This is a genomic window from Streptomyces sp. HNM0575 (genome assembly GCF_012726265.1).
Lineage (GTDB): Bacteria > Actinomycetota > Actinomycetes > Streptomycetales > Streptomycetaceae > Streptomyces.
Window position 1 is genome coordinate 72,275 of record NZ_JAASAG010000011.1, and the last position, 21,486, is coordinate 93,760.

General features: G+C 72.0%; 19 protein-coding genes and 1 tRNA gene. 13 read left to right on the top strand and 7 right to left on the bottom strand.

The window, feature by feature from the left end; translation table 11 throughout:
* Positions 1-70 precede the first annotated feature (70 nt).
* Complete coding sequence (locus tag HCC61_RS24270; RefSeq protein WP_169138830.1) at positions 71-2,770, top strand: penicillin acylase family protein; 2,700 nt, start codon at positions 71-73, stop codon at positions 2,768-2,770.
* Positions 2,771-3,174: 404 nt separating this feature from the next.
* Here the strand turns inward: HCC61_RS24270 and HCC61_RS24275 are convergent, their stop codons facing one another.
* Positions 3,175-3,777 (bottom strand): 5-formyltetrahydrofolate cyclo-ligase, encoded by a 603-nt coding sequence (locus HCC61_RS24275; protein WP_169139164.1) that lies wholly within the window; start codon positions 3,775-3,777, stop codon positions 3,175-3,177.
* 146 nt (positions 3,778-3,923) lie between these two features.
* On the opposite strand from HCC61_RS24275, the gene galU reads away from it, so the two are divergent.
* From galU to HCC61_RS24320, 9 genes are all read left to right on the top strand, one after another.
* Positions 3,924-4,826 (top strand): UTP--glucose-1-phosphate uridylyltransferase GalU, encoded by a 903-nt coding sequence (gene galU / locus HCC61_RS24280; protein ID WP_169138832.1) that lies wholly within the window; start codon positions 3,924-3,926, stop codon positions 4,824-4,826.
* 3 nt (positions 4,827-4,829) lie between these two features.
* Positions 4,830-6,137, top strand: a complete 1,308-nt coding sequence (gene glp / locus HCC61_RS24285; protein ID WP_169138834.1) for a gephyrin-like molybdotransferase Glp — start codon at positions 4,830-4,832, stop codon at positions 6,135-6,137.
* Positions 6,138-6,210: 73 nt separating this feature from the next.
* On the top strand, positions 6,211-6,807 hold the full coding sequence (gene moaC / locus HCC61_RS24290) for a cyclic pyranopterin monophosphate synthase MoaC (protein ID WP_169138836.1): 597 nt from the start codon (positions 6,211-6,213) through the stop codon (positions 6,805-6,807).
* Entirely contained in the window at positions 6,804-7,310 is a 507-nt protein-coding gene (locus HCC61_RS24295; RefSeq protein ID WP_169138838.1) for a MogA/MoaB family molybdenum cofactor biosynthesis protein, read from the top strand. The genes moaC and HCC61_RS24295 overlap by 4 nt, the downstream gene beginning before the upstream one ends.
* 14 nt (positions 7,311-7,324) lie before the next feature.
* Positions 7,325-7,927 (top strand): GNAT family protein, encoded by a 603-nt coding sequence (locus HCC61_RS24300; RefSeq protein ID WP_346777378.1) that lies wholly within the window; start codon positions 7,325-7,327, stop codon positions 7,925-7,927.
* Positions 7,928-8,108: 181 nt separating this feature from the next.
* Positions 8,109-9,458 carry a gephyrin-like molybdotransferase receptor GlpR gene (glpR, locus tag HCC61_RS24305; protein ID WP_169138840.1) on the top strand — a complete coding sequence of 450 codons (1,350 nt, stop codon included), beginning with the start codon at positions 8,109-8,111 and terminating at the stop codon, positions 9,456-9,458.
* A 127-nt stretch (positions 9,459-9,585) separates the two neighbouring features.
* Positions 9,586-9,659 (top strand) — tRNA-Ala (locus tag HCC61_RS24310).
* Positions 9,660-9,786: 127 nt separating this feature from the next.
* Complete coding sequence (locus HCC61_RS24315; RefSeq protein WP_169138842.1) at positions 9,787-10,137, top strand: VOC family protein; 351 nt, start codon at positions 9,787-9,789, stop codon at positions 10,135-10,137.
* 115 nt (positions 10,138-10,252) lie between these two features.
* On the top strand, positions 10,253-13,009 hold the full coding sequence (locus HCC61_RS24320) for a hypothetical protein (protein WP_169138844.1): 2,757 nt from the start codon (positions 10,253-10,255) through the stop codon (positions 13,007-13,009).
* Positions 13,010-13,073: 64 nt separating this feature from the next.
* On the opposite strand, the gene HCC61_RS24325 is transcribed toward HCC61_RS24320, so the two are convergent.
* Positions 13,074-13,286 (bottom strand): hypothetical protein, encoded by a 213-nt coding sequence (locus tag HCC61_RS24325; RefSeq protein WP_169138846.1) that lies wholly within the window; start codon positions 13,284-13,286, stop codon positions 13,074-13,076.
* A 318-nt stretch (positions 13,287-13,604) separates the two neighbouring features.
* Here HCC61_RS24325 and HCC61_RS24330 point away from each other — a divergent pair, with 318 nt between their 5' ends.
* The gene (locus HCC61_RS24330) at positions 13,605-14,486 is read left to right on the top strand and encodes a hypothetical protein (RefSeq protein ID WP_169138848.1); all 882 of its coding nucleotides are present in this window, start codon (positions 13,605-13,607) and stop codon (positions 14,484-14,486) included.
* A 191-nt stretch (positions 14,487-14,677) separates the two neighbouring features.
* On the opposite strand, the gene HCC61_RS24335 is transcribed toward HCC61_RS24330, so the two are convergent.
* From HCC61_RS24335 to HCC61_RS24355, 5 genes are all read right to left on the bottom strand, one after another.
* Positions 14,678-15,808 (bottom strand): hypothetical protein, encoded by a 1,131-nt coding sequence (locus HCC61_RS24335; protein WP_169138850.1) that lies wholly within the window; start codon positions 15,806-15,808, stop codon positions 14,678-14,680.
* Between the two features lie 201 nt (positions 15,809-16,009).
* Positions 16,010-16,714 (bottom strand): TetR family transcriptional regulator, encoded by a 705-nt coding sequence (locus HCC61_RS24340; RefSeq protein WP_169138852.1) that lies wholly within the window; start codon positions 16,712-16,714, stop codon positions 16,010-16,012.
* A gap of 115 nt (positions 16,715-16,829) precedes the next feature.
* Complete coding sequence (locus HCC61_RS24345) at positions 16,830-17,828, bottom strand: shikimate dehydrogenase (protein ID WP_169138854.1); 999 nt, start codon at positions 17,826-17,828, stop codon at positions 16,830-16,832.
* 367 nt (positions 17,829-18,195) lie between these two features.
* Positions 18,196-19,605: an MFS transporter gene (locus HCC61_RS24350; protein WP_169138856.1), complete on the bottom strand. Its 1,410-nt coding sequence runs from the start codon at positions 19,603-19,605 to the stop codon at positions 18,196-18,198.
* Between the two features lie 477 nt (positions 19,606-20,082).
* The gene (locus HCC61_RS24355; protein ID WP_169138858.1) at positions 20,083-20,574 is read right to left on the bottom strand and encodes a hypothetical protein; all 492 of its coding nucleotides are present in this window, start codon (positions 20,572-20,574) and stop codon (positions 20,083-20,085) included.
* 208 nt (positions 20,575-20,782) lie between these two features.
* Between HCC61_RS24355 and HCC61_RS24360 the strand changes: the two genes are divergently transcribed.
* Both HCC61_RS24360 and HCC61_RS24365 read left to right on the top strand, forming a co-directional pair.
* Complete coding sequence (locus HCC61_RS24360; protein ID WP_169138860.1) at positions 20,783-21,031, top strand: SCO4226 family nickel-binding protein; 249 nt, start codon at positions 20,783-20,785, stop codon at positions 21,029-21,031.
* A 109-nt stretch (positions 21,032-21,140) separates the two neighbouring features.
* Positions 21,141-21,443 (top strand): hypothetical protein, encoded by a 303-nt coding sequence (locus tag HCC61_RS24365; protein WP_169138862.1) that lies wholly within the window; start codon positions 21,141-21,143, stop codon positions 21,441-21,443.
* The last annotated feature ends 43 nt before the right edge of the window (positions 21,444-21,486 follow it).

Below are 21,486 nucleotides of genomic sequence, written 5' to 3' on the forward strand. Positions count from 1 at the left end.
CGGCGTGGCTCCGTCAGCTCAGTCACCGGTTCCGCACGCCCAAGGTCCACCCTGCCCTCGAAGGACAGCGATGCCCGCCAAGAAGACCTCACGACGCGCCCGTCTGATCGTCATCGCAGTCGTGCTGCTGCTCGTGGCCGGTATCGGCGGCGGCACCTTCTGGACGATCAGCACCGTCCGCGACTCCTTCCCGCAGACCACCGGTTCGCTGAAGCTGAAGGGCCTGGAGGACCCGGTGACCGTGCAGCGGGACCGAGAGGGCATCCCGCAGGTGTACGCCGACAGTTCGAGCGACCTGTTCACCGCGCAGGGATACGTGCAGGCACAGGACCGCTTCTGGGAGATGGACGTACGCCGGCACATGACGTCCGGGCGGCTGTCGGAGATGTTCGGCGCGGGCCAGGTGAAGACCGACGCCTTCCTGCGCACCCTCGGCTGGCGCCGGGTCGCCGAACGCGAATACGCGGGGCTGTCCAAGGAGAGCAAGGACAACCTCAAGGCGTACACGGCGGGCGTCAACGCCTACCTCAAGGACCACTCGGGCTCGGCGGCGTCCCTCGAATTCGCCGCGCTCGACATCTCCGGCGACTACAAGCCGGAGAAGTGGGACCCGGTCGACTCCGTGGCCTGGCTCAAGGCGATGGCGTGGGACCTGCGCGCCAACATGTCGTCGGAGATCGACCGCGCGCTGATGGCCGGCCGTCTCACCAGCGACCAGATCGCCCAGCTGTATCCGGACTACCCGGCCGGGCGGAACAAGCCCGTCACCGAGGGCGCGGTGGATCCGAAGAGCAAGAAGTTCGATCCGGAGGGCAGTTCGGCCTCCTCGCCGGGCGGCACGGCCGCGCAGCAGGCCGTGCGGAAGGCGGGCTCGCAGCTCAGTTCCCTCGCCACGCGACTGGACAAGATCCCCTCGCTGCTCGGCCCGAGCAACAGCGGCATCGGCTCCAACTCCTGGGTGGTCTCCGGGAAGTACACGACCACCGGCAAGCCGCTGCTGGCCAACGACCCGCATCTCGCGCCCCAGTTGCCGTCCATCTGGTACCAGATGGGCCTGCACTGCCGCACGGTCACCAAGTCCTGCCCGTACGACGTCTCCGGCTTCACCTTCGCGGGGCTGCCCGGCGTCGTCATCGGCCACAACCAGGACATCTCCTGGGGCATGACGAACCTCGGCGCGGACGTCACCGACCTGTATCTGGAGAAGTTCAAGGACGGCGGCTACCTGTACGACGGCAGGCGCCGTTCGTACAAGACCCGCCAGGAGACCATCAAGGTCGCGGGCGGCGAGAACCGCCGGATAACGGTGCGCGAGACCGGCAACGGCCCCGTCATCTCCGACCGCGACTCGGAACTGCGCAAGGTCGGCGAGGAGTCCCCCGTGGACAACGCCGCCCCCGACCGCGGCGACGGCTACGGCGTCTCGCTGCGCTGGACCGCGCTGAAGCCCAGCAAGACCATGGACTCCGTCTTCGAGCTGGACCGTGCGTCCGACTTCGGCGAATTCCGCGCCGCCGCCCGCGACTTCGCGGTCCCCTCGCAGAACCTGATCTACGCCGACACCAAGGGCAACATCGGCTACCAGGCGCCCGGACGCATCCCCGTGCGAGGCGAGGGCGACGGACGCTACCCGGCGCCCGGCTGGGACCCGCGCTACCGCTGGAAGGGATACGTGCCGCAGAAGGCGCTGCCCTGGGAGTACAACCCCGACCGCGGATACATAGTCACCGCCAACCAGGCCGTCGTGGACGAGAAGAAGTACCCCTACATGCTGACCAAGGACTGGGGTTACGGCACCCGCAGCCAGCGCATCAACGACCTGATCAGCTCGAAGATCGCGGACGGCGGCAAGATCTCCATGGGCGACATGCAGACCATGCAGATGGACAACAGCAGCGAGATCGCCAAGCTGCTCGTGCCGTACCTGCTGAAGATCAACATAGACGACGGGTACGTGCGCGAGGCCCAGCAACTCCTCGAAGGCTGGGACTACACGCAGGAGCGCGACTCCGCGCCCGCCGCGTACTTCAACGCCGTCTGGCGCAACATGCTGCTGCTGGCCTTCGGCAACAAGCTCCCCAAGGAGCTGCGGGTCAAGGGCGACTGCCTCAACGTGCGGCCCTCCGACGAGTCCGGGCCCGTGGACGACCTCGACGGCAACACCCGCCTGGTGCGCGAGTGCGGCATGCGGGACGCGGCCTCGGCGCAGCCCGACGGCGGCGACCGCTGGTACGAGGTCGTACGCAACCTCATCAAGGACGAGCACAGCGACTGGTGGAAGACGCCGGGCAACAACGGCCGCGCCGGCGACCGCAACCGCGACGAACTCCTCGCGCACGCCATGAAGAACGCACGCTGGGAGCTGACGTCCAAGCTCGGCAAGGACATCGACTCCTGGAGCTGGGGACGACTGCACCATCTGATGCTGAAGAACCAGACCATCGGCACCGACGGTCCGGGCTTCATGCAGTTCCTGCTCAACCGCGGGCCCTGGGACCTCGGCGGCGGCAAGGACGCCGTCGACGCCACCGGCTGGAACGCCGCGGGCGGTTACGACGTGATCTGGGCGCCGTCGATGCGGATGGTCGTCAACCTCGACGACTTCGACAAGTCCCGCTGGATAAACCTCACGGGCGCCTCGGGGCACGCGTACAACCCGCACTACGTGGACCAGATGGACAAGTGGTCCGAAGGCGCGCTGCTGCCATGGGCGTTCAGCCAGCGGGCGGTGGAGAAGGGCACGGAGGAGAAGATGGCCCTCACGCCGTAGGGCCCTTCGGGCCCGGAGGCGCGGCGAAGCCCGCGCCCGCCAAGCAACGGTGCGCCACGCTGCGCGGGCGCTCGATGCGGATTCGCCTGTGGGGGCGGGGAGTTCGGGTCTGCGGAAGGTGCCCGGGCGTCGCCGGGGCACGGCGTCTGCGGCGAGGGCGCCGCACGTCGTACTCGCGGTCGGTTGCGGCCGGTTGCGGTCAGGGCTGTGGCCGGTCGCGCCGCCACCCGCCGCCGTGTGGCGGGGATTTGGGGCGGTGTCCCTGTCTCTGTCCCGTGGATGTGTACGCGCCACCGCTCGCCGCTGGACGGCGGTGCGCCGCCGCGAGGCGCCGGGCGGGTGGCCCTCAACTCTCCTTCGGTACGCGGCGGGTGGGAAGGCAGGCGGGCGCGTGGCCCGGCGCGTCAGCCGTGGTGCGGCGGCGGCGCCGAGAAGCGGTGGATCGCCGACGGCGTCACCGCCACGGCCACCGGCAGGTCGTGCGGCTCCGCAGGCACCGTGCCGACCAGCTCCGCGTCGTACAGCAGGACCGCCAGCGCCGGACGCGCGCCCGCGGCCCCGATCCGTGCCAGCACCCGGTCGTACGAGCCGCCGCCGCGCCCCAGCCTGACGCCCTCCCCGTCCACCGCGAGGCCCGGCAACAGCACCGCGTCCGCCTCCGTCACCGCCTCGGGGCCGAGCCGCGGACCGTCCGGTTCCAGCAGGCCCCTCGTGGCGCGTACGAGGCTGTCCGTGCCCTCGTACACCGCCCAGTCCAGGTCGTTGTCGGGCAGCAGCACCGGCAGCAGCACCCGTACGCCCTGCGCGCGCAGCGCCTCCAGCAGCGGACCCGTGCCCGGCTCGCGTCCCACCGAGACATACGCGGCGACGGTGCGCGCCTCGGCCAGCTCGGGCAGCTCCAGGGCCCGTTCGGCGAGCACGGTCGCCGTCGCCTGTGCGTCGCGCGCCGTCAACCGGGCCCTAACCGCGAGGATGCTCTCCCGCAACGCGTGCTTACTAACGTGGATTTCGCCCACCGCTGCTCCCGACTCCTTCCGTTTCGCGAGCGGTCACCGTGGCCGGCCGCCGTGTCCGTCGCCGGGGCCGCGCGTACCTTCACATATCCGCGCAGACCCTTACCTTCGCCACATAGCCACCGGTTATCGTGCGGGACATGACTACTTCCCGAGCACGGATCACCAAGGCTGTCATTCCGGCAGCAGGGCTGGGCACCCGCTTCCTGCCAGCCACCAAGGCCACGCCGAAGGAGATGCTTCCGGTCGTCGACAAACCGGCGATCCAGTATGTGGTCGAGGAAGCCGTCACGGCCGGGCTTTCCGACGTGCTGATGGTCACGGGCCGCAACAAGCGCCCGCTCGAGGACCACTTCGACCGCAACTACGAGTTGGAGCAGGTGCTCCGGGACAAGGGCGACTCCACCAAGCTCAGCCGGGTCGAGGAGTCCAGCGACCTCGCGACCATGCACTACGTACGCCAGGGCGACCCCCGCGGCCTCGGCCACGCCATCCTGTGCGCGGCGCCGCACGTCGGCGACGAGGCCTTCGTGGTGCTCCTGGGAGACGACCTGATCGACCCCCGCGATCCGCTGCTGACGCACATGATGCGGGTGCGTGAGGAGCACGGCGGCAGCGTCATCGCGCTCATGGAGGTCCCGCCGGAGAACATCCACCTCTACGGGTGCGTGGCCGCGGCGCCCACCGCCGAGACGGACGTGGTGCGGGTCTCCGACCTGGTGGAGAAGCCCCCGGCCGACCAGGCGCCGTCCAATCTCGCGATCATCGGGCGCTATCTGCTCGACCCCGCGGTCTTCGAGGTGCTGCGCAAGACCGAGCCGGGCCGCGGCGGTGAGATCCAGATCACCGACGCCCTTCAGACCCTCGCCGCCGAACCCTCCGTCGGCGGCCCGGTGCACGGCGTCGTCTTCCGCGGCCGGCGCTACGACACCGGTGACCGTGCGGACTACCTGCGCGCCATTGTCAGACTGGCATGCGAACGTGAGGACCTGGGCCCGGAGTTCCGGGACTGGCTGCGCGGCTTCGTCACCGAGGAGATGTGAGGCTTGAGCGAGACCTGGTCGGTCGAGGAGCACCTGGACGACATCCTGGGCGGCATCCGTCCCCTTGAGCCCATCGAGCTCCAACTGCTCGACGCACAGGGGTGCGTGCTCGTCGAGGACGTCGCGGTGCCCACGGCCCTGCCGCCCTTCGACAACAGCTCGATGGACGGATATGCGGTGCGTACGGCCGATGTGGAGGGCTCCTCGGAGGAGTTCCCCGCCGTGCTCGCCGTCATAGGGGACGTCGCGGCGGGCGAGGGCGATCTGCCCGTCGTCGAGCGCGGCCAGGCCGTGCGCATCATGACAGGCGCCGCACTGCCGCCTGGAGCCGAGGCCGTCGTCCCGGTGGAGTGGACGGACGGGGGGCTCGGCGGCGGGCCCGTGGAGACGATGAGCGCCCGCAGCCTCGACCCGAGGGGCGCCGCCGGCGAGGTCCGCGTCCACCGGCCCGTGGAGCCGGGGCGGCATGTGCGGCCGCGCGGCAGCGACGTACGGGCGGGCGAGGTGGTCCTCAGCGCGGGCACGGTCCTCGGCCCGCCGCAGGTGGGTCTGCTCGCGGCGGTCGGCCGCGGCACCGTCAGGGTGCGCCCGCGCCCCCGGGTGGTCGTGGTCTCCACCGGCAGTGAACTCGTGCAGCCCGGCGAGATGTTGGGCTCCGGCCAGATCTACGACTCCAACAGCTTCGTGCTGACCGCGGCGGCCCGCGACGCCGGTGCGATCGCGTACCGCGTGGGCGCCGTCGCCGACGACGCCGACACCCTGCGCGCGACGATCGAGGACCAGCTCATCCGCGCCGACATCGTCGTCACCAGCGGCGGCGTCAGCGTCGGTGCGTACGACGTGGTCAAGGAGGTGCTGTCGCAGATCGACGGCGGCAGCGGCAGCGTGGAGTTCCGGCGGCTGGCGATGCAGCCCGGCAAGCCGCAGGGCTTCGGCCTGATCGGCCCGGACCGCACCCCCGTGCTGGCCCTGCCGGGCAACCCGGTCAGTTCCTACGTCTCGTTCGAGCTCTTCGTGCGTCCCGCGGTGCGCGCCCTGATGGGCCGTGCGTCGGTGCGGCGCGAGACGGCGCGGGCGCGGCTGGAGAGCGACGAGGCGCTGACCTCGCCCGAGGGCAAACGCCAGTTCCTGCGCGGCAGTTACGTACCGCCGGCACCGGGGGAGGCGGCCGGAGTGGTCCGTCCCGTCGGAGGCGCCGGTTCGCACCTCATCGCGGCCCTGGCACAGGCGAACGCCCTGATCGACGTCCCCGAGAAGACCACCCGCGTCACACCCGGCGAGGAAGTGACCGTGGTGCCGCTCGACGACTAGCGCCGCCGTGGCGGAGCCCGGCGGCTCCGGGCCCGGTACCGTATCCGGTCACAAGGACGGTTTCGGGAGCACGATGAGCAGCGCAGAGCAGCAGCACCTCACCCACGTCGACGAGGGCGGGGCGGCACGCATGGTCGACGTCTCCGCGAAGGACGTCACCGCGCGCACCGCCCGCGCCTCCGGGCGGGTACTGGTCTCGTCACGTGTCGTCGCGCTGTTGCGCGGCGAGGACGGCGAGGGCCTGCCGAAGGGGGACGCCCTGGCCACGGCCCGTATCGCGGGCATCATGGGCGCCAAGCGGACCCCCGACCTCATCCCGCTGTGCCATCCGCTCGCGGTGTCGGGCGTGACGGTGGATCTGTCGGTCGCCGACGACGCCGTCGAGATCACGGCGCAGGTGAGGACCACGGACCGTACGGGCGTGGAGATGGAGGCGCTGACGGCGGTCACGGTCGCGGCCCTGACGGTGGTCGACATGGTGAAGGCCGTCGACAAGTCGGCGGTCGTCACCGATGTGCGCGTTGAGGAGAAGAGTGGCGGCCGGTCCGGCAACTGGACGCGCCCGGCGGGCAGTTGGTCCGGCGTCCGGGGCACCGGCCGCGGCCGGGACGGCCGTTCGGGCGGGCCCGCCGGGTCCGGCCGGTCCGATGAGGAGGAGTCCGCCGTATGAGCCCCGCACTGCACTCGTACCGCGCTCTCGCCGTCACGGCGTCGAACCGCGCGGCCGACGGCGTCTACGAGGACAAGGGCGGCCCGTTGATCGTCGAGGGGCTGTCCGCCATGGGCTTCGACGTCGACGGGCCCAGCGTCGTCCAGGACGGCGAACCGGTCGCCGAGGTGCTCGCCGCCGCGGTCGCCGCCGGCTACGACGCGGTGGTGACCACCGGCGGCACCGGCGTATCGCCCACCGACCTCACTCCCGAAATGACGCGCCGCGTCCTCGACTACGAGATCCCCGGCATCGCCGAGGCGATCCGCGCCGAGGGCGCCGGCAAGGTACCGACGGCCGCCCTCTCGCGGGGGACCGCGGGCGTCGCGAAGAGCACGCTGATCGTCAACCTGCCGGGTTCGTCCGGTGGTGTGCGTGACGGACTCGCAGTGCTGGGACGGCTGTTGATGCACGCCGTCGACCAGATCCACGGCGGTGACCATCCCAGAGGGGACCTCAACTGAACGCGTCCTGGCCGATCGTGCTGACGGACGGTGCGACCACCCTCCGTCCCATAAAGCTGCGCGACCAGCGTGCCTGGCGCGAAGTGAACCAGCGCAACCGCGAGTGGCTGCGCCCCTGGGAGGCGACCATCCCGCCGGCGCCGCCCGGGCTGACACCGCCGAGCCGTCCCTCGTACCGGCAGATGGTCCGGCATCTGCGCGCGGAGGCGCAGGCGGGCAGGATGCTGCCGTTCGTGGTGGAGCATCAGGCGCGTCTCGTGGGCCAGTTGACGGTCGCGGGAATCACCTGGGGCTCGATGTGTTCCGGACATATCGGCTACTGGATCGACCGTGAGGTCGCCGGACGCGGAGTGATGCCGACGGCGGTGGCGCTCGCCACGGACCACTGTTTCCGTTCGGTCGGACTGCACCGCATCGAGATCTGCATCCGTCCGGAGAACGCGCCGAGCCGTCGCGTGGTGGAGAAACTCGGCTTCCGCGAGGAGGGGTTGAGGCCGCGATATCTGCATATCGACGGTGCGTGGCGCGACCATCTCGTCTTCGCCCTGACCAGCGAGGAAGTACCGGAAGGGCTGCTGTCCCGCTGGCACCGCACCGCTCCCGAGCGCCTCACGTAAATAAGATAGACGTTCGATATTGGGGTGCTCGGTCCGAACACCCCACGCCCGCACGGGAATTGAGCACGCCGGCTGTTTTCCGGGTCAACGGCGGTGAAAAACCTGGAGAGATCAGCCTGATCGTGCGACACACCGCGGTATTTGGCAGATGGCTGCGGCTGAACCCCTCTACCGTGTGAGGGTGAACAGCAGTGGCCTCATTTACGCAGTCATCGTCGGGGCCTGGGCTGCCTACTTGGTGCCGATGTGGCTCCGCAGGCAGGACGAGCTGAACGAATCCCGTCCGACGGAACGCTTCAGCACCGCCATCCGTCTGCTGTCCGGCAAGGCGGCGATGGAACGGCGCTACGCGCGGGAGTCAGAGCGCCGCGACGGCGAAGCACCGGAGCGGCACGGCGATCTCCCGCTCCCCGACGGCACCCGCGCCGCCGAGCGCGACGACGCACCGCACGCCCGCGCGACCGTCCCCGACGGCGCCGACGACCCGGACGTGGACGACGGGAACGGCGCGGACGACGCCGATGGCGCGGACGGCGCCGAGGAGTCGGTCGACGTACGTGCCTTCGCCGACCCCAAGACGATGGTGGGCGGTGACGCCGCGAGCGTTCCCACGGAGCTCCTCGGCGCACCGGCCCAGGCGTCCGGCACCGGCGGCTCCGCGGCCCGTTCCGGCGGCGCGGACGACGGCGCACGGGACGGCGGCGCGGAGCGCAGCAAGGCCGAGCGCGACAAGGCCCGGCAGAAGAGCAAGCGGGCCAAGGTGCTGGCCCGCCGGCGCCGCACCACGATGGTGCTCTTCCTCGCCTTCACCGCGGGCACGATCGTCGCGGCCGTGGGCGGACTGGCCTTCCTGTGGGCGCCCGGGGTGCCCGGGCTGCTGCTGAGCGCGTACATCGTCCACCTGCGGGTGCAGGAGCGCCGCCGCTTCGCCGCGACCATGGACAAGCGGCGTGCGAAGGCGACGGCCGACGAGCCGCACGCAGAGCAGACCGGCGACGACGGGGCGGCCCCGTCCGAGGGGACCGCCGGTGCCGGGACCGGCTCCTACCGCGTCCCTGCCGCGCAGCCGCCGGCCGCCGAGCGTGCCGCCGCCCCCAAGGAGGAGCCCGCCGCGGTCGACCGCCGCGCCCTCGTCGAGCAGACGGATCACGCGGAGTGGGTGGACCAGCAGCGCGACGGTGACCGCGTACCCGACGGGGGCTGGGACCCGGTGCCGGTGCCCCTGCCCACGTACGTCAGCGCGCCGGTCGCCCCGCGCAGCACCCGCGGCGTCGATCTGGAGGCCCCGGGCACATGGAGCTCGGCACGCTCCAGCAGCGTGGGCGGCGAGCCGCCGTCGAGCGCGCGTACCGGGCAGGAGAACGACGAGGAGTCGGCCGCAACCGATTCCGGCGGCGGCTCGGGGTCCGGCACGGGCGCAGCTTCCGGTACCGGCTCCGGCTCGGGCGCTCGCCGTGGCCGCGGCCGTCGCCAGACCCCGCTCTTCGACCAGTACGAGGACGGGGACCGCCCGCGAGCAGCCAACGAGTGACCGGCACCGGCCCAGCTCGGCACCGGCCCAGCTCGGTGCCGGTCAGCGCCTCCGGTAGCCCGGTGACCAGCACGGGAACCGATTACCGCCGGGCCCGGCGGGGATGCTAAGGTTTCATCCGTCGCAAGGGCCTGTGGCGCAGTCCGGTAGCGCATCTCGTTCGCAACGAGAGGGTCAGGGGTTCAAATCCCCTCAGGTCCACCTCAGATCGAAGCCCCCGTCGGAGAGATCCGGCGGGGGCTTCGCCGTGCCTGCAAGCGGGGGCGCTTGTGTGTGCTCCGGGTTCGCGCGTCTGTCTTCGAGGTTCCGGTGAGCCTAGGCTCGGCGGATGGCCTTGGAATGGAGAAACGTAATCGTTCACTCGGCAGAACCGGCGGCCCTGGGGCAGTGGTGGGCCGAGGCTCTTGGCTGGGTGGTGGTCCACACCTCCGATGACGAGTTCGTGATCCGCGCGGAGACGGATCGCACGCCGGGGCTGGAGTTCGTCCGGCTCGACGAGAGCAGGAAGGCCAAGAGCCGGCTGCATCTCGACTTCGTGCCCGACGACCAGGACGCCGAGGTGGCCCGCCTTGAGGCTCATGGCGCGAAGCGCGTCGACATCGGCCAGGGCGAGCAGCCGTGGGTGGTCATGGCAGACCCCGAGGGCAACGAGTTCTGCATCCTCGGCCCGCGTCGATAACGGGCTTCGCAACACGGGCCCTTGGATTTCCGCAGGACTCCGCAGGACTCCGCGGGCCTGATCTGAGTATCCCTACGGATGCCGTCGGTGCGGGCGCGGCGTCAGGCTGCCCGGCATGGAGCACAACCAGCCGCTCGCCTACTGCCCCGGCTGCGCAGCACCGCTGGGGCGGGCGGCGGAGCACGCCGGGGCACAGGGGCCCGCGAACTGCCCTTACTGCGCACTGCCGTTGACCGGTGAGAAGCACGCGGAGCTGCGGCGGATCGACATGGAGCTGGCCGGGCTGGAACAGCGGCGTGCCGCACTTCACGGGCGCAGACAGGCCCTGATCGCCGGACTTCGGGCCTCGGCGCAGGGTGCCGCGCGAGGCGTGTCCGGCCGGGGCCGGACTTGGGGCGCCGCCTCCGGGCCGGTGCCGGCGCACGGGCCCGTGCCCGGGTCGTGGGCCGCGGTGCGCGCAGAGACCTCCTCGTACACCGCACGAAACGTCCTGCTCGTGCTCGGGGGTGTGCTGCTCACCGTCGCCGCGATCGCTTTCACGCTGCTGAACTGGGGGAGCATGGGCGTCGGCGGCCGTGCCGCCGTGCTCGGCGGGCTGACGCTGGGCACCTTCGCCGTGCCGCTGCTGCTGTTGCGCCGCGGGCTGGTGGCGACCGCCGAGTCCGTCGCCGGTTTCGGGCTGGCCCTTATGGCGCTGGACGCGTACGCGCTGCACGAGGTCTGCTTTCCGCGAGCGGACGGCCTGGGCTATACGGCCGCCGGTGCGGCACTGATCGCCGTGCTCCAGGCCGGGTACGGGCTGGCGCTGCCCGGGCCGGGACTGCGGCTGCCGGTGCCCTTCGCCGTCGTCGTCGCCCAACTGCCGTTGCCGCTCTGGGCGTTGAGCCTGGACGGGGCTTCGGAACGTACGGCATACGGAGTGGCCGTGGCGCTGCTGCTCACCTTCGCGGCGGATGTCGGGCTGGCGGTGTCGCGGGAGCGGGACGGTAAGGGCCTCCGGGTGACCGCACGGGCCGTACGGCTGACGGCCGCCGTGGCGGCTGTGCCCGCGGGCGCGCTGACGATGGGCGTGACGCTGTCGCAGCAGCCCGGCGGTGTCGCCGCGGCGGCGCGTTGGGGCGCGGTGCAGGCGGTGGCGGGAGCGGTGTTGCTGTTGGCGGGGCAGCGGCACCAGGCCCGTCGGGTGGCGACGCCGCTGGTCACGGTCGCCGGGCTGGTGCTGACGGCGGCGCTGGGCGGCTTCGTTTGGGCCGTGGCGGGGGCCGGAGGCGAGGCGGGCCCGGACTGGAGGGTGCCCACGTATCAGCTGTGCGCCATGGGCCTGTTGGGCGCGGTGCTCATGCTGCGGCCGGTGGGGGAAGCGCGGGCGGCGCGTCTGCGGCGGCCGGACGGACTCGTGGTCGCGGCCGTCGTGGTGCAGTGCGGGGCACTGGTGTGGGCCCTGGTGCCGGTGGTGCAGGCGGTGTCGGGACCGTTGTTCTTCGCGGCACGGGCGTGGGAGGGGCCGCCCGGCGGCCCGGTCCGGCAGGCCGTCGGCACCCACCACGAATGGACCGGCTCCGCCGCCACCCTGATCGTCCTGCTGGTGCTTGCGGTGTCCGTGGCGCTGCTCGCCGGCGGGCTCGACGGGAGCGCGCGGGGCGGTCAACGGCCGGGCGGCGACGGCGTGTTGGGCCGGCTGACCGTCCGGTCGCCCCTGCCGCTGCTTCCCCCGCTGTGCGCCGCAGCCGGTGCGACGGCGCCCCTGGCACTCGGCCTGTCGTACGGGCCCGCGGTGACCGCCGTCGCCGCGGCGGCGATCGTCCTGCTCGCCTCCTCGGTAGCCGTGGCGGACGCGGCGACCGGTGTCACGGCACTGATCTCGGGGCTCGCCCTGACCGTTACGGCGAGCGGCTGGGCGCTCGCTCAACAGGCCGCCACTCTCACGGTGCTGGCCCTGCTGTGTGTGGCGTCCGCCGCGAGCGCGGCCTGGTCGCCGAGGGGCGGGCCGGGACGCCGTGCGGCGCTTGCGGCGTCGGCGGTCGCGTACGCGGCGGCGCTCGCCGGGGCGATGGCCGCCGCACTGGACCGTCCGGCGCACCAGGCGTCGTTCGCGGTGCTCGCGGTGGCGGTGGCCACCGTGCCCGGGGCGGCCTTGCTGCGCGGCCGGGCGATCGGGCCGGCGGCGACGGCGCCCGCGTCGCGCAAGGCGATCTCGCTCGCCGTCGAACTCACGGGCTACGCGGCGGCGTTGGCCGCGCTGGCGCTGTGCGTCCCTTACCCGGGCACGCTCTGGCCGGCCCTCGCCGTCTGCTCCGTCTCCGCCGCGGGTGTCGCCCTGCGTGCCGACCGGCGTCGGGGAGCGGGCCACGGCTCGGCGGCGCTGCTCGTACTCGCCACGTGGGTACGGCTGTTCGCGTCCGGCGTCTCGGTCCCCGAGGCGTACACGCTGCCGGTCTCGGCCGCCCTGCTGATCGTCGGCCTGCTGCGCAGGCGCCGCACCGGCGGCGACGACGAGGCGGCGGCGCGGAACCGGGTGTCGTCGTGGTGGGCGTACGGCGGCGGGCTCGCCTTCACCTTCCTCCCGAGCCTCGTCATGGTGTGGCACGACCCGCACTGGCTGCGCCCGCTGCTGCTGGGGGCCGGTGCCCTGGGCACGGCCCTCGCGGGTGCCCGTTGGCGGACGCAGGCGCCGCTGCTGCTCGGCGCCGCCACGGTCGTGTCGGTCGGCGCACACGAACTCGCCCCGTACGTCGCCCAGGTCGCCTGGCTGCTGCCGCGCTGGGTGATGCCCGCGCTCGCCGGGCTGCTGCTGGTGGTGGCCGGCGCCACCTATGAGCGGCGACTGGGGGACGCGCGACGTCTGAAGTGCGCCTGGCAGCGGCTCAGTTGAGGGCGTCCGAGCGCATGCGCCGCCCGCGCGGGGAGCTGCCCGGTGCTCTTCGCGGGCCTCGCCGTCACGTGGCGTTGCCGGCGACCATGAACGCCACGAGGGCCGGCGCGAGGACGAGACCGCCCACCGTGGGCGGGAAGGCTACGTACTGGCGCAGGCGGTCCAAGTTGACGGGCAGCAGCGGCAATGCGCATGCCGGCAGACCGAGGACCACCGTGGCGACGGCCAGCCCCGCACCCAGGGGGCGGTCCGCCGGAGGGGATCCGGCGGGTTGCACGGGGCCGCCGGGACCGGCCCAGGGCTGTTGCGGATGAGCTTGTGGCGGCATCGCGCCCTGTGGCTGCATCGGACCCTGAGGCGGCGGGCTCGGGCGGCGGGTTGTAGGTCGTGACGTGAGCATGCCGCGTTCCCGCCCGCCGGGTGGGGACACCGACGTAAGGTCCTTCCCCGTAGCGGGGCGCGGGGGCCCGACTCCCGCCGCTCGGCGTCCAGTTGCACGGGCCGTCGGCGTCCCGCTGAGGACGCGGGTTCCGCGAAGCAGGATCCTGACTCGGGCCACGGGGGTCCGCAGGGGAAGCCCAACGGGAGGACATCCATGGAATCGCTCAGCAGGAGACGCGCGCTCGCACTCGGCAGCGGCGCCGTTCTGGGAACGGCGGGCGTCGTGGCGGGCGCCGCCGGTGCGAACGCGGCGTTCGCCGAAGAGGATGCTGCCGGAGCACACGGCGCCGAGGCCGCGGGCGAATGGCACCAACTCGTCGTCGTCACCGCCAACATCGGACGTGACCGGCTCGGCGAGCGCGAACGCGCCATCCGCGACGTACGGCACGCCGTGACTGCCGGGGGACGGGTCGACCAGCCTCTCGTGGGCTGGCAGGAGATCGGCGAGGGGGACGACGACGGCAAGGAGGCCCGGTTCATCCGCAAGCATTTCGGCGGCGGTTACCGGAATCTCTTCGTCGGCGACAAGGCCGCCCACCAGGTGCCGATGTCCGTTCCCGGCGCGTTCCACGTCGTCGACCACCGCGTGACCCATGCCCACGGAGGCAGGGCCGGTGTCTCCCCGCACCGCGTGATCACCGAGGCGGTGCTGGAGCTCGCGGCCGACCCGCGGGTGAGGTTCGTCTTCGCCAACACCCACTACGTCGCCGGTGCTTGGAACGGCAAGAACGACCCGGCGGAGGCGTGGCGGCACAAGATGTGGCAGCGGCACTTCCGCAAGCACCGCGACGACGTGCTGGAGCACTGGCACGCCAAGGGGTTCCCGGTGATCTGGACCGGCGACGTGAACCGCAGCCCCATGCCGCTGCTCGTGCCCGGCCAGGAGAAGCGCGCGTTCGCCCGCGGCATCGACCAGATCGCCTGGCTGCCGGGCGGCAACGGTACGGAGATCCGGCTCAAGCGCACGGCGCACGTCCCGATGCACGTCGACGGACACGACGCCCGCGTGGCGATCATGCAGCTCCGGCAGGGCTGACCTTCGAAGTGCCGTACGCGGGCGGCCCGTACGGCGATGCGGAGCCCCCGCCGGTACTCGCCGGCGGGGGCCTTGCTCGCCCGGCGGCCCCGGTCCTGCGGGGCTTCGGCCTGGCGCGCAGTCAGTTCCGCGCGGTCAGTTCCACGCAGTCAGTTCCGCGCGGTCAGTTCCGCGCAGTCAGTTCCGCGGGGTCAACTGCGGCCGGGCTTCGAGGCGTTCTTGCCGGGCCGGGAGGCGGCGGCGTCGCAGCGGGGGACGCTGCCGGGAGGCGCGCAGTTCGTGGGGTGGTTCTTGAAGACGGCGCTGCGGACGAGGTTCACCTCGAACGGTGTCTGCTTGGTCGAGTCGCTCTTGCCGCCGCCCTTGGTCTCCTTGTGCTGCGGGCTGCCGGTCGTGCCGATGTGCAGGCCGAGGAGCAGCCCGTTGTTCTGGATGCCGCCGCCGGTGGTGGGTCCGCCGTTGGACGTGTTGTGGCTGACGGTGCTGCGGTAGAGAGTCGTGGGCTCGTTCGCGCCGGTGCGGATGCCGCCGCCGTCCGCTCTGGCGATGTTGTTCCGGATCTTGGTCTGGTTCATGCGCAGCGGCCCGGTCTGGTTGTTGATGGCCAGGGTGACGATGCCGCCCCCGTACTCGCCGGAGTCGTTTCCGTCGATCGACACGTGGTTCAGCTTGGTGCCGCCGGCGTTGGCGAGGCCCCCTCCCCAGATCCCGCCGGTGTTGTCGCGCAGGGCGCCGCCCTCCATCGTCATCGTGCCGTTGGTGGCCACCGCGCCCCCGAAACCCGCTCTGTTGCCGGCGACCGTGGTGTTCTTCAGGGTCAGGGTTCCCAGCTGGTTCCAGATGCCTCCGCCGGTGCTGGCGAGGTTGTTCCGGACCGTCGAGTCGGTGAGGGCGAGCTTGCCGCGGTCGTTGAAGACGCCGCCGCCGTGGGCTCCGCCCTCGGTGCTGGTCGCGCCGTTGCGGACGGTGATCGAGTTCAGGCTGAGGCTGCCGGTCTGCGTGACGTGGAAGATGCGGAACGCGGCGGTGGAGTTGCGGTCGATGGTGGTGCCGTCCCCGGAGATCCGGACCTTGCCGGTGATCTCGGGCAGGCCGTCGCCCACGTTGTCGGCGGCGGTGAGGGTGTAGACGCAGCGCGGGGCGAGGACGATGCTGCCGCCGCCGGTGTTGGCGTCGGCGATGGCCGTCTTGAGCGCGGCGATGTCGTTGCAGGGTACGCGGGTCGGCGCCTGTGCCTGTGCTTGTCCGGCGGGCAGGAAGGCCAGGCACAGGCCGAGGCCGGTGACGGCGGGCAGGGTCACGCGTCTGAACGTGTCAGTCATGCGGCTTCCCTTGCGTCGTGGGGGCGGGTGCGTCGTGGGCCGGTTCGAAGATCGGCCTTCCGAGATCTATCCGAGGCCCGTGGCCGCCGCATGTCCGGCGTCTGCCATTCGGCCGCCGGTCCCGGTTCGCCCGCCGTCGGCGGCGGCCGGTCGCCGCCCGCCGGTCGCCGGTCGCCGCTCGGGGCCGTGGGGCCCGGGGTCTCAGGCGCCCGTGCCCGCGTTCGTGCCCGTACCGGCGCACGTGTCCGTACCCGCGCCCGTGAGGTAGGCGATCACCATGTCGCCGAGCATCGTGCGGTAGTGCTCGTGCCGGTCCGGAGCCGTGAGGTCGCGGCCGAACAGGGCGTGGAACGTATGGCGGTTGGCGACGCGGAAGAAGCAGAACGAGCTGATCATCGCGTGCAGGTCGAGGGCGTCGACGTCCGCGGTGAAGACGCCCTCCGCGCGGCCGGCCTCCAGGATTCGGCTGATGACCGTGATCGCCGGGGAGTTGAGGGAGCCGAGCGCCGACGAGGCGGTCATGTGCTCGGCCTCGTGGATGTTCTCGATGGCGACGAGTCGGATGAAGTCGGGGTGCGCCTCGTGGTGGTCGAAGGTCAGCTCGGCCAGCCGGCGGATGGCGGCGACGGGGTCGAGATGCTCGACGTCGAGTTCCTGCTCGCGGTGGCGGATGCCCGCGTACGCCCGCTCCAGTACGGCTACGAAGAGCTGCTCCTTGTTGCCGAAGTAGTAGTAGATCATCCGCTTGGTGGTCTGTATCTGCTCGGCGATCACGTCGACGCGGGCGCCGGTGTAGCCGAGCCGCGCGAACTCACGGGTCGCGACCTTGAGGATCTCCGCCTTGGTGCGGGCCGCGTCTCTGGTGCGCTTGGCGGGCCGGGACGACGGCTGGGGGGCGGCGGCCATGCGGCTCCTCGTCGGTGCGTACGGACGGGCGTCGGGGCTCAGTCTAGAAAGGTCCCGCTGGGGCGGGTCCGCCCGCGGGTCCGGCCTGCCGTCCACGGCCCGCGGGCTCTCGTGCCTACGGAGCCGGGGCGGCCACGAGACCGGCGAGGTCTTCGAGCATCCGGTCGGTGTGCGGCTCCAGACCGGTGAAGAGCCGGAAGGCGTCGGCGGCCTGGAAGGCGGCCATGCCGCCGCCGTCGAGCGTGCGGCAGCCGAGCCGCCGGGCCTGGCGCAGCAGTTCGGTCTCCAGGGGCCGGTAGACGACCTCGGCCACCCACAGCCCGCCGTGCAACAGCTCGGCGGGCAGCGGGAGTCCGGGCTCGGCGGCCATGCCGACGGGTGTGGCGTGTACGAGGCCGTCGGCCCGGGCGAGCGCGTCCGGCAGACCGGGAAGACCGGGAAGACCGGGCAGACCGGGAAGACCGGGCGCGCCCGGCGGACCGGGAAGACCGGCAGGGGCCGCGCGCCCTTGCCCGAAGCGGTGGTTCAGCTCGGCCGCGAGCCATTCCGCACGGGCGGGGTCCTTGTCGGCGAGCGTGACACGGGCGGCGCCCATGCTCAGCAGCGCGTGCGCGACGGCGGCTCCGGCGCCGCCCGCGCCGAGCTGTACGACGTGGTCGAGGGCTGCCCCGTGCAGCCCCCTGGCGAAGGCCTGCGCGAAGCCGGTGATGTCGGTGTTGTGCCCGACGGCCCGTCCCGCGCGGAAGACGACGGTGTTGACCGCGCCGAGCTCGGCGGCCTCCGGCGACAGCTCGTCGAGGTGCTCGATCAGCGACTGCTTGCAGGGGTGGGTGATGTTGAGCCCGTCGAAGCCCACCGCGCGGGCGGCGTGCAGCAGCTCCGCGGCGGCCTCGGCGACGGCGGCCTGTGCGTCCCCGTCGCCGGGCCTGGACGGTGTCGGCAGGGCATCGAGGTCGAGGGTGCGGTAGAGCAGCCGCAGTCCGTGGCGGTCGGCTTCGCGCTCGTGCAGGGCCGGGCTGAGGGACGGGCCGATGCCGGATCCGATGAGGCCCGTGAGATACGAGCGCGAACGGTGCGATGGGCGCGGAGGGTGCGATGGGGCGGCCGCCGTCACCGTGCGGCTCCGGTGCGCCGTGGGGGCGCCGCCGTCATGCGCGTCGCGCCCGGCGCTACGCGGGGCGTCGCGCTCGCCGTTACGACGGGCGTCGCGCCCGGAGTCACGAGGACTGCCACGCCCGGCGCTACGAGGGGCGTCGCGCTCGCCGTTACGAGGACTGTCCCGCCCGACCTCACGGCCGTCGTCCCCCGGGTCGTGGCGGCCGCCCGTACCGGCACCGCCGCGCTCGTGAACTCCCAGCCGGGAAGGGCCGGTTGAGTGGGTGCCGCCGGCCCCGTGTGTTCCGTGCGTGGCACGGACTCCACGGGTGCCGTCGGTCTCCGGGTCGTGCACTTCTCCTCCGCTCGCGTCGCCGCCGTACCGTTCAGCGGGCCGTGGACGGCGTGGACGCCGCGTCCCCGTCCGCAGCCCGCCGCTCCGCGGGTTCCGTACGCTCCGTACGCTCCACCGTCCTGAGGCCCAGCTCTGCGGTCGGCACCCGGTATGTCTCTCGTCCGGTCGCCACCGCGATGGCGCTGATGACGCAGAAGGCCGCCGTGAAGGCCGCCACGTTGACCCAGCCGTCGCCGCCCGGGCCCGCGATCTGCTGGGCGAAGCCCACGGCGAACCCGGCGATGGCGAAGCCGATCTGGGTGCCGACCGCCATGCCCGAGAGCCGGACCCGGGCCGTGAACATCTCCCCGTACAGCGAGGGCCAGATGCCGTTGGAAGCGCTGTAGACCATGCCGAAGAGGACGACGCCGGTCACGAAGACCAGCGGGACGCTGCCCGTCGAGATCGCCCACAGGTAGACGAACATCATCACGGCCGAGCCGAGCGCGCCGCACAGGAAGACCGGCTTGCGGCCGATCCTGTCCGAGAGCCTGCCGAGCAGCGGGATCGCGAGCAGGGCGACGGCGTTGGACACGACGCCGACCCAGAGCATCGCGGAGTCCTCGATGCCCACGGCGTCGCTCGTGGCGAAGGACAGGGCCCACACGGTGAAGATCGTGCTCACGGTCGCGACGAGGGAGGCGGCGATCACGCGCAGGACGTCGGCCCAGTGGTCGCGTACCAGGCTGACCAGCGGCAGCCTCGCCACCTCGTTGTTCGCGGACACCTGCTGGAAGACGGGGGTCTCGTCCAGCTTCCTGCGTATGACGTAGCCGACGACGGCGACGAGCGCGCTCAGCAGGAACGGGATGCGCCAGCCCCAGGTGTAGAGCTGTTCGTCGGGCAGCGCGGCGACGGGGATGAAGATCAAGGTGGCGAGGATCTGGCCCGCCTGGGTGCCGTTCAGGGTGAAGCTGGCGTAGTAGCCGCGACGGTCTTCGGGGGCGTGCTCCAGCGTCATGGAGTTAGAACTCGCCTGCTCGCCCGCCGCGGAGAGCCCCTGGAGCACCCGCATCAGCACGAGCAGCACCGGGGCCGCGGTCCCGACCTGTGCGTACGTGGGCAGGCAGCCGATCGCGAAGGTGGACAGGCCCATGAGGATCAGGGTGAGCACCATGATCTTCCGGCGGCCCAGGCGGTCGCCGAAGTGGCCGAGGACCAGCGCACCGACCGGGCGGGCGGCGTAGGCGACGCCGAACGTCGCGAGGGATATCAGGGTCGCGCTCGCCGGGTCGTCGGGGTCGAAGAAGACCTTGGGGAAGACGAGGGCGGCGGCGCTGCCGTAGATGAAGAAGTCGTAGTACTCCAGCGCGCTGCCGATCCATGCGGCGATCGCGGCCTTACGGGGTTTCCCGCGCGGTGCGGGGGACGGGGCCGGGGCGTCGGCCGGGTGAGCGGACACGGTTCTCCTTCGGGCGGTTGGGCGGGTGCGGCGGCCTGGGGACGGGAAGGTGCGGCGGCCTGGGACGGGAGGGGCGTCACGGTTCACTCACGTCGCGCACGGGGTGGCCGTGCCGAGCGTAGGGGCGGCCGGGGATCGGCGGCGCGGACCCGAACTGTTAACGCACTAGATAGTTAATTAGCCGTTGCGGGGATGTTGCGCCGCGGTCGTTCCGGTGTCAAGGCCTCGCGCGGCATGGGTGGGTGCGCGCAGGCGAGAGCGCCCGCGGTGATGGGCGCGCGTCGGGGAGCGAGGCCTGAGCGGCTACGTGTGTGCGCCGCCCGCAGGCGTACGTGTACGGGCCCTCACGTACGGGCGGAACGGCGCCCGGGGTGGTCAACCGGCCCCGGGGCGCGGGCAGTCGGGGCTTCCGGTGATGCGTGCGGTGCCTGCGGTCCGGCGGTTCGGCGGTCCGGCGCGGAACTGTGCGGGCGTGCCCTAGGAGCTGCCGTGGCCTCCGTGGCTCCTGCCGCGTTCGACGGTGCCGCCGTACTTGCCCTGGATCGGGCCCAGCTCCGAGGGCTCCTCGGTGACCACGATCCAGCGGGAGCCGACGAGGTAGGTGCCGCCGTAGTCCTTGGAGTAGTCGAGCCAGCCGCGCTTGGCGTGGTTGTCCTTGAAGGTGACGAACGTGTACAGGATCTTGTCCACCTTGCACACCCCGAGGCGGTAGTCCTCGACCTTCTTCTGGATGTCCGCCTTGCACTTCAGCGCGGACGCCAGGTTCTCAACCGTCGGGGGCTTGGAGGACTTCGACACGTTCGCGGTGCCCGAGTCGCCGCCGCATCCGCCGAGCAGCAGCGCCGCGGAGGCGACCGCGACCACCGGGAGGACGAACCTGCCGGCACCGCGCGACGGGGACCTCGGCGGTGCCCCTTCGCAGCGCCGCTGGGCGCTGTCGGCCTCGGCCGGTGGCAACTGGTCTCTCATCAGCGCTCCCTGGGACGGATAGGGCTCCACGACTCTAGGTCGAGTCCGCGGCGGGCGGCCGTCTTTGTCATCGGCGTGAAGGGTTCCGGACGGGCCTCACCGGCAGGTGTCGCATGGGAGTTGAATGAGGGGGTTTGGGGGTTTTCGCCCATCGGTAGCACCATGGGAGTCGACGGGGTCCTCACCGCGACCACGGAGGTGGAGAGCTGTGCCCAGATTCATCGACGTACACCACGGGATGAAGGGCATCACGGCGGAGCAGCTCGACAACGCCCACCGGGCGGATCTCGCCGCCGAGCACACGGAGGGCGTGCACTTCGAGCACGCGTGGGCCGACCCCGAGACGGGGACGGTCTTCTGTCTGTCGGAGGCGCCTTCCGCGGATGCCGTACGGCGCGCACACCGGCGTGCGGGGAACTCGGTGGAGGAGGTCTACACGGTGCCGCTCAGCGTGTGAACGCCGCCGCTCAGTGTGCGGCCGCCGTGCCACCGGAAGCGTTCCGCGAAGGATGTGCGGCACGCATGTCGCGGGTGCCACGGCAGAGACTGCGACAGGAGGCCAGGCCATGACATTCGTCCAGATCATCGAGTACGAGACGAATCGCGCGGACGAACTGAACGCCGTATTCGCCCAGTGGATGAAGGTGACGGAGGGCAAGCGGACCGTGCTGCGCGAGATGCACGGACAGGACCGCGACGACCCCGGTCACTTCGTGGACATCGTCGAATTCCCCTCGTACCAGAAGGCGATGGAGAACAGCCAGCTGCCGGAGACGCAGCAGGTCGCCGACCAGGCGCGTGCGCTGTGCACGTCGGGGCCGCGCTTCGTGAACCTGGAGGTGCAGCGCGAGCAGATCAAGGAGAGCTGAGACGCGGCGAGCAGCCAGCCGCCGCGTCACCGTTGCCGTCCAT

Bases quoted from the DNA above. Each gene is read 5' to 3' on its own strand.
- HCC61_RS24270 (WP_169138830.1), top strand. From the start codon at position 71: ATGCCCGCCAAGAAGACCTCACGACGCGCCCGTCTGATCGTCATCGCA.
- galU (WP_169138832.1), top strand. From the start codon at position 3,924: ATGACTACTTCCCGAGCACGGATCACCAAGGCTGTCATTCCGGCAGCA.
- moaC (WP_169138836.1), top strand. From the start codon at position 6,211: ATGAGCAGCGCAGAGCAGCAGCACCTCACCCACGTCGACGAGGGCGGG.
- HCC61_RS24295 (WP_169138838.1), top strand. From the start codon at position 6,804: ATGAGCCCCGCACTGCACTCGTACCGCGCTCTCGCCGTCACGGCGTCG.
- HCC61_RS24315 (WP_169138842.1), top strand. From the start codon at position 9,787: ATGGCCTTGGAATGGAGAAACGTAATCGTTCACTCGGCAGAACCGGCG.
- HCC61_RS24320 (WP_169138844.1), top strand. From the start codon at position 10,253: ATGGAGCACAACCAGCCGCTCGCCTACTGCCCCGGCTGCGCAGCACCG.
- HCC61_RS24330 (WP_169138848.1), top strand. From the start codon at position 13,605: ATGGAATCGCTCAGCAGGAGACGCGCGCTCGCACTCGGCAGCGGCGCC.
- HCC61_RS24335 (WP_169138850.1), bottom strand. From the start codon at position 15,808: ATGACTGACACGTTCAGACGCGTGACCCTGCCCGCCGTCACCGGCCTC.
- HCC61_RS24340 (WP_169138852.1), bottom strand. From the start codon at position 16,714: ATGGCCGCCGCCCCCCAGCCGTCGTCCCGGCCCGCCAAGCGCACCAGA.
- HCC61_RS24355 (WP_169138858.1), bottom strand. From the start codon at position 20,574: ATGAGAGACCAGTTGCCACCGGCCGAGGCCGACAGCGCCCAGCGGCGC.
- HCC61_RS24365 (WP_169138862.1), top strand. From the start codon at position 21,141: ATGACATTCGTCCAGATCATCGAGTACGAGACGAATCGCGCGGACGAA.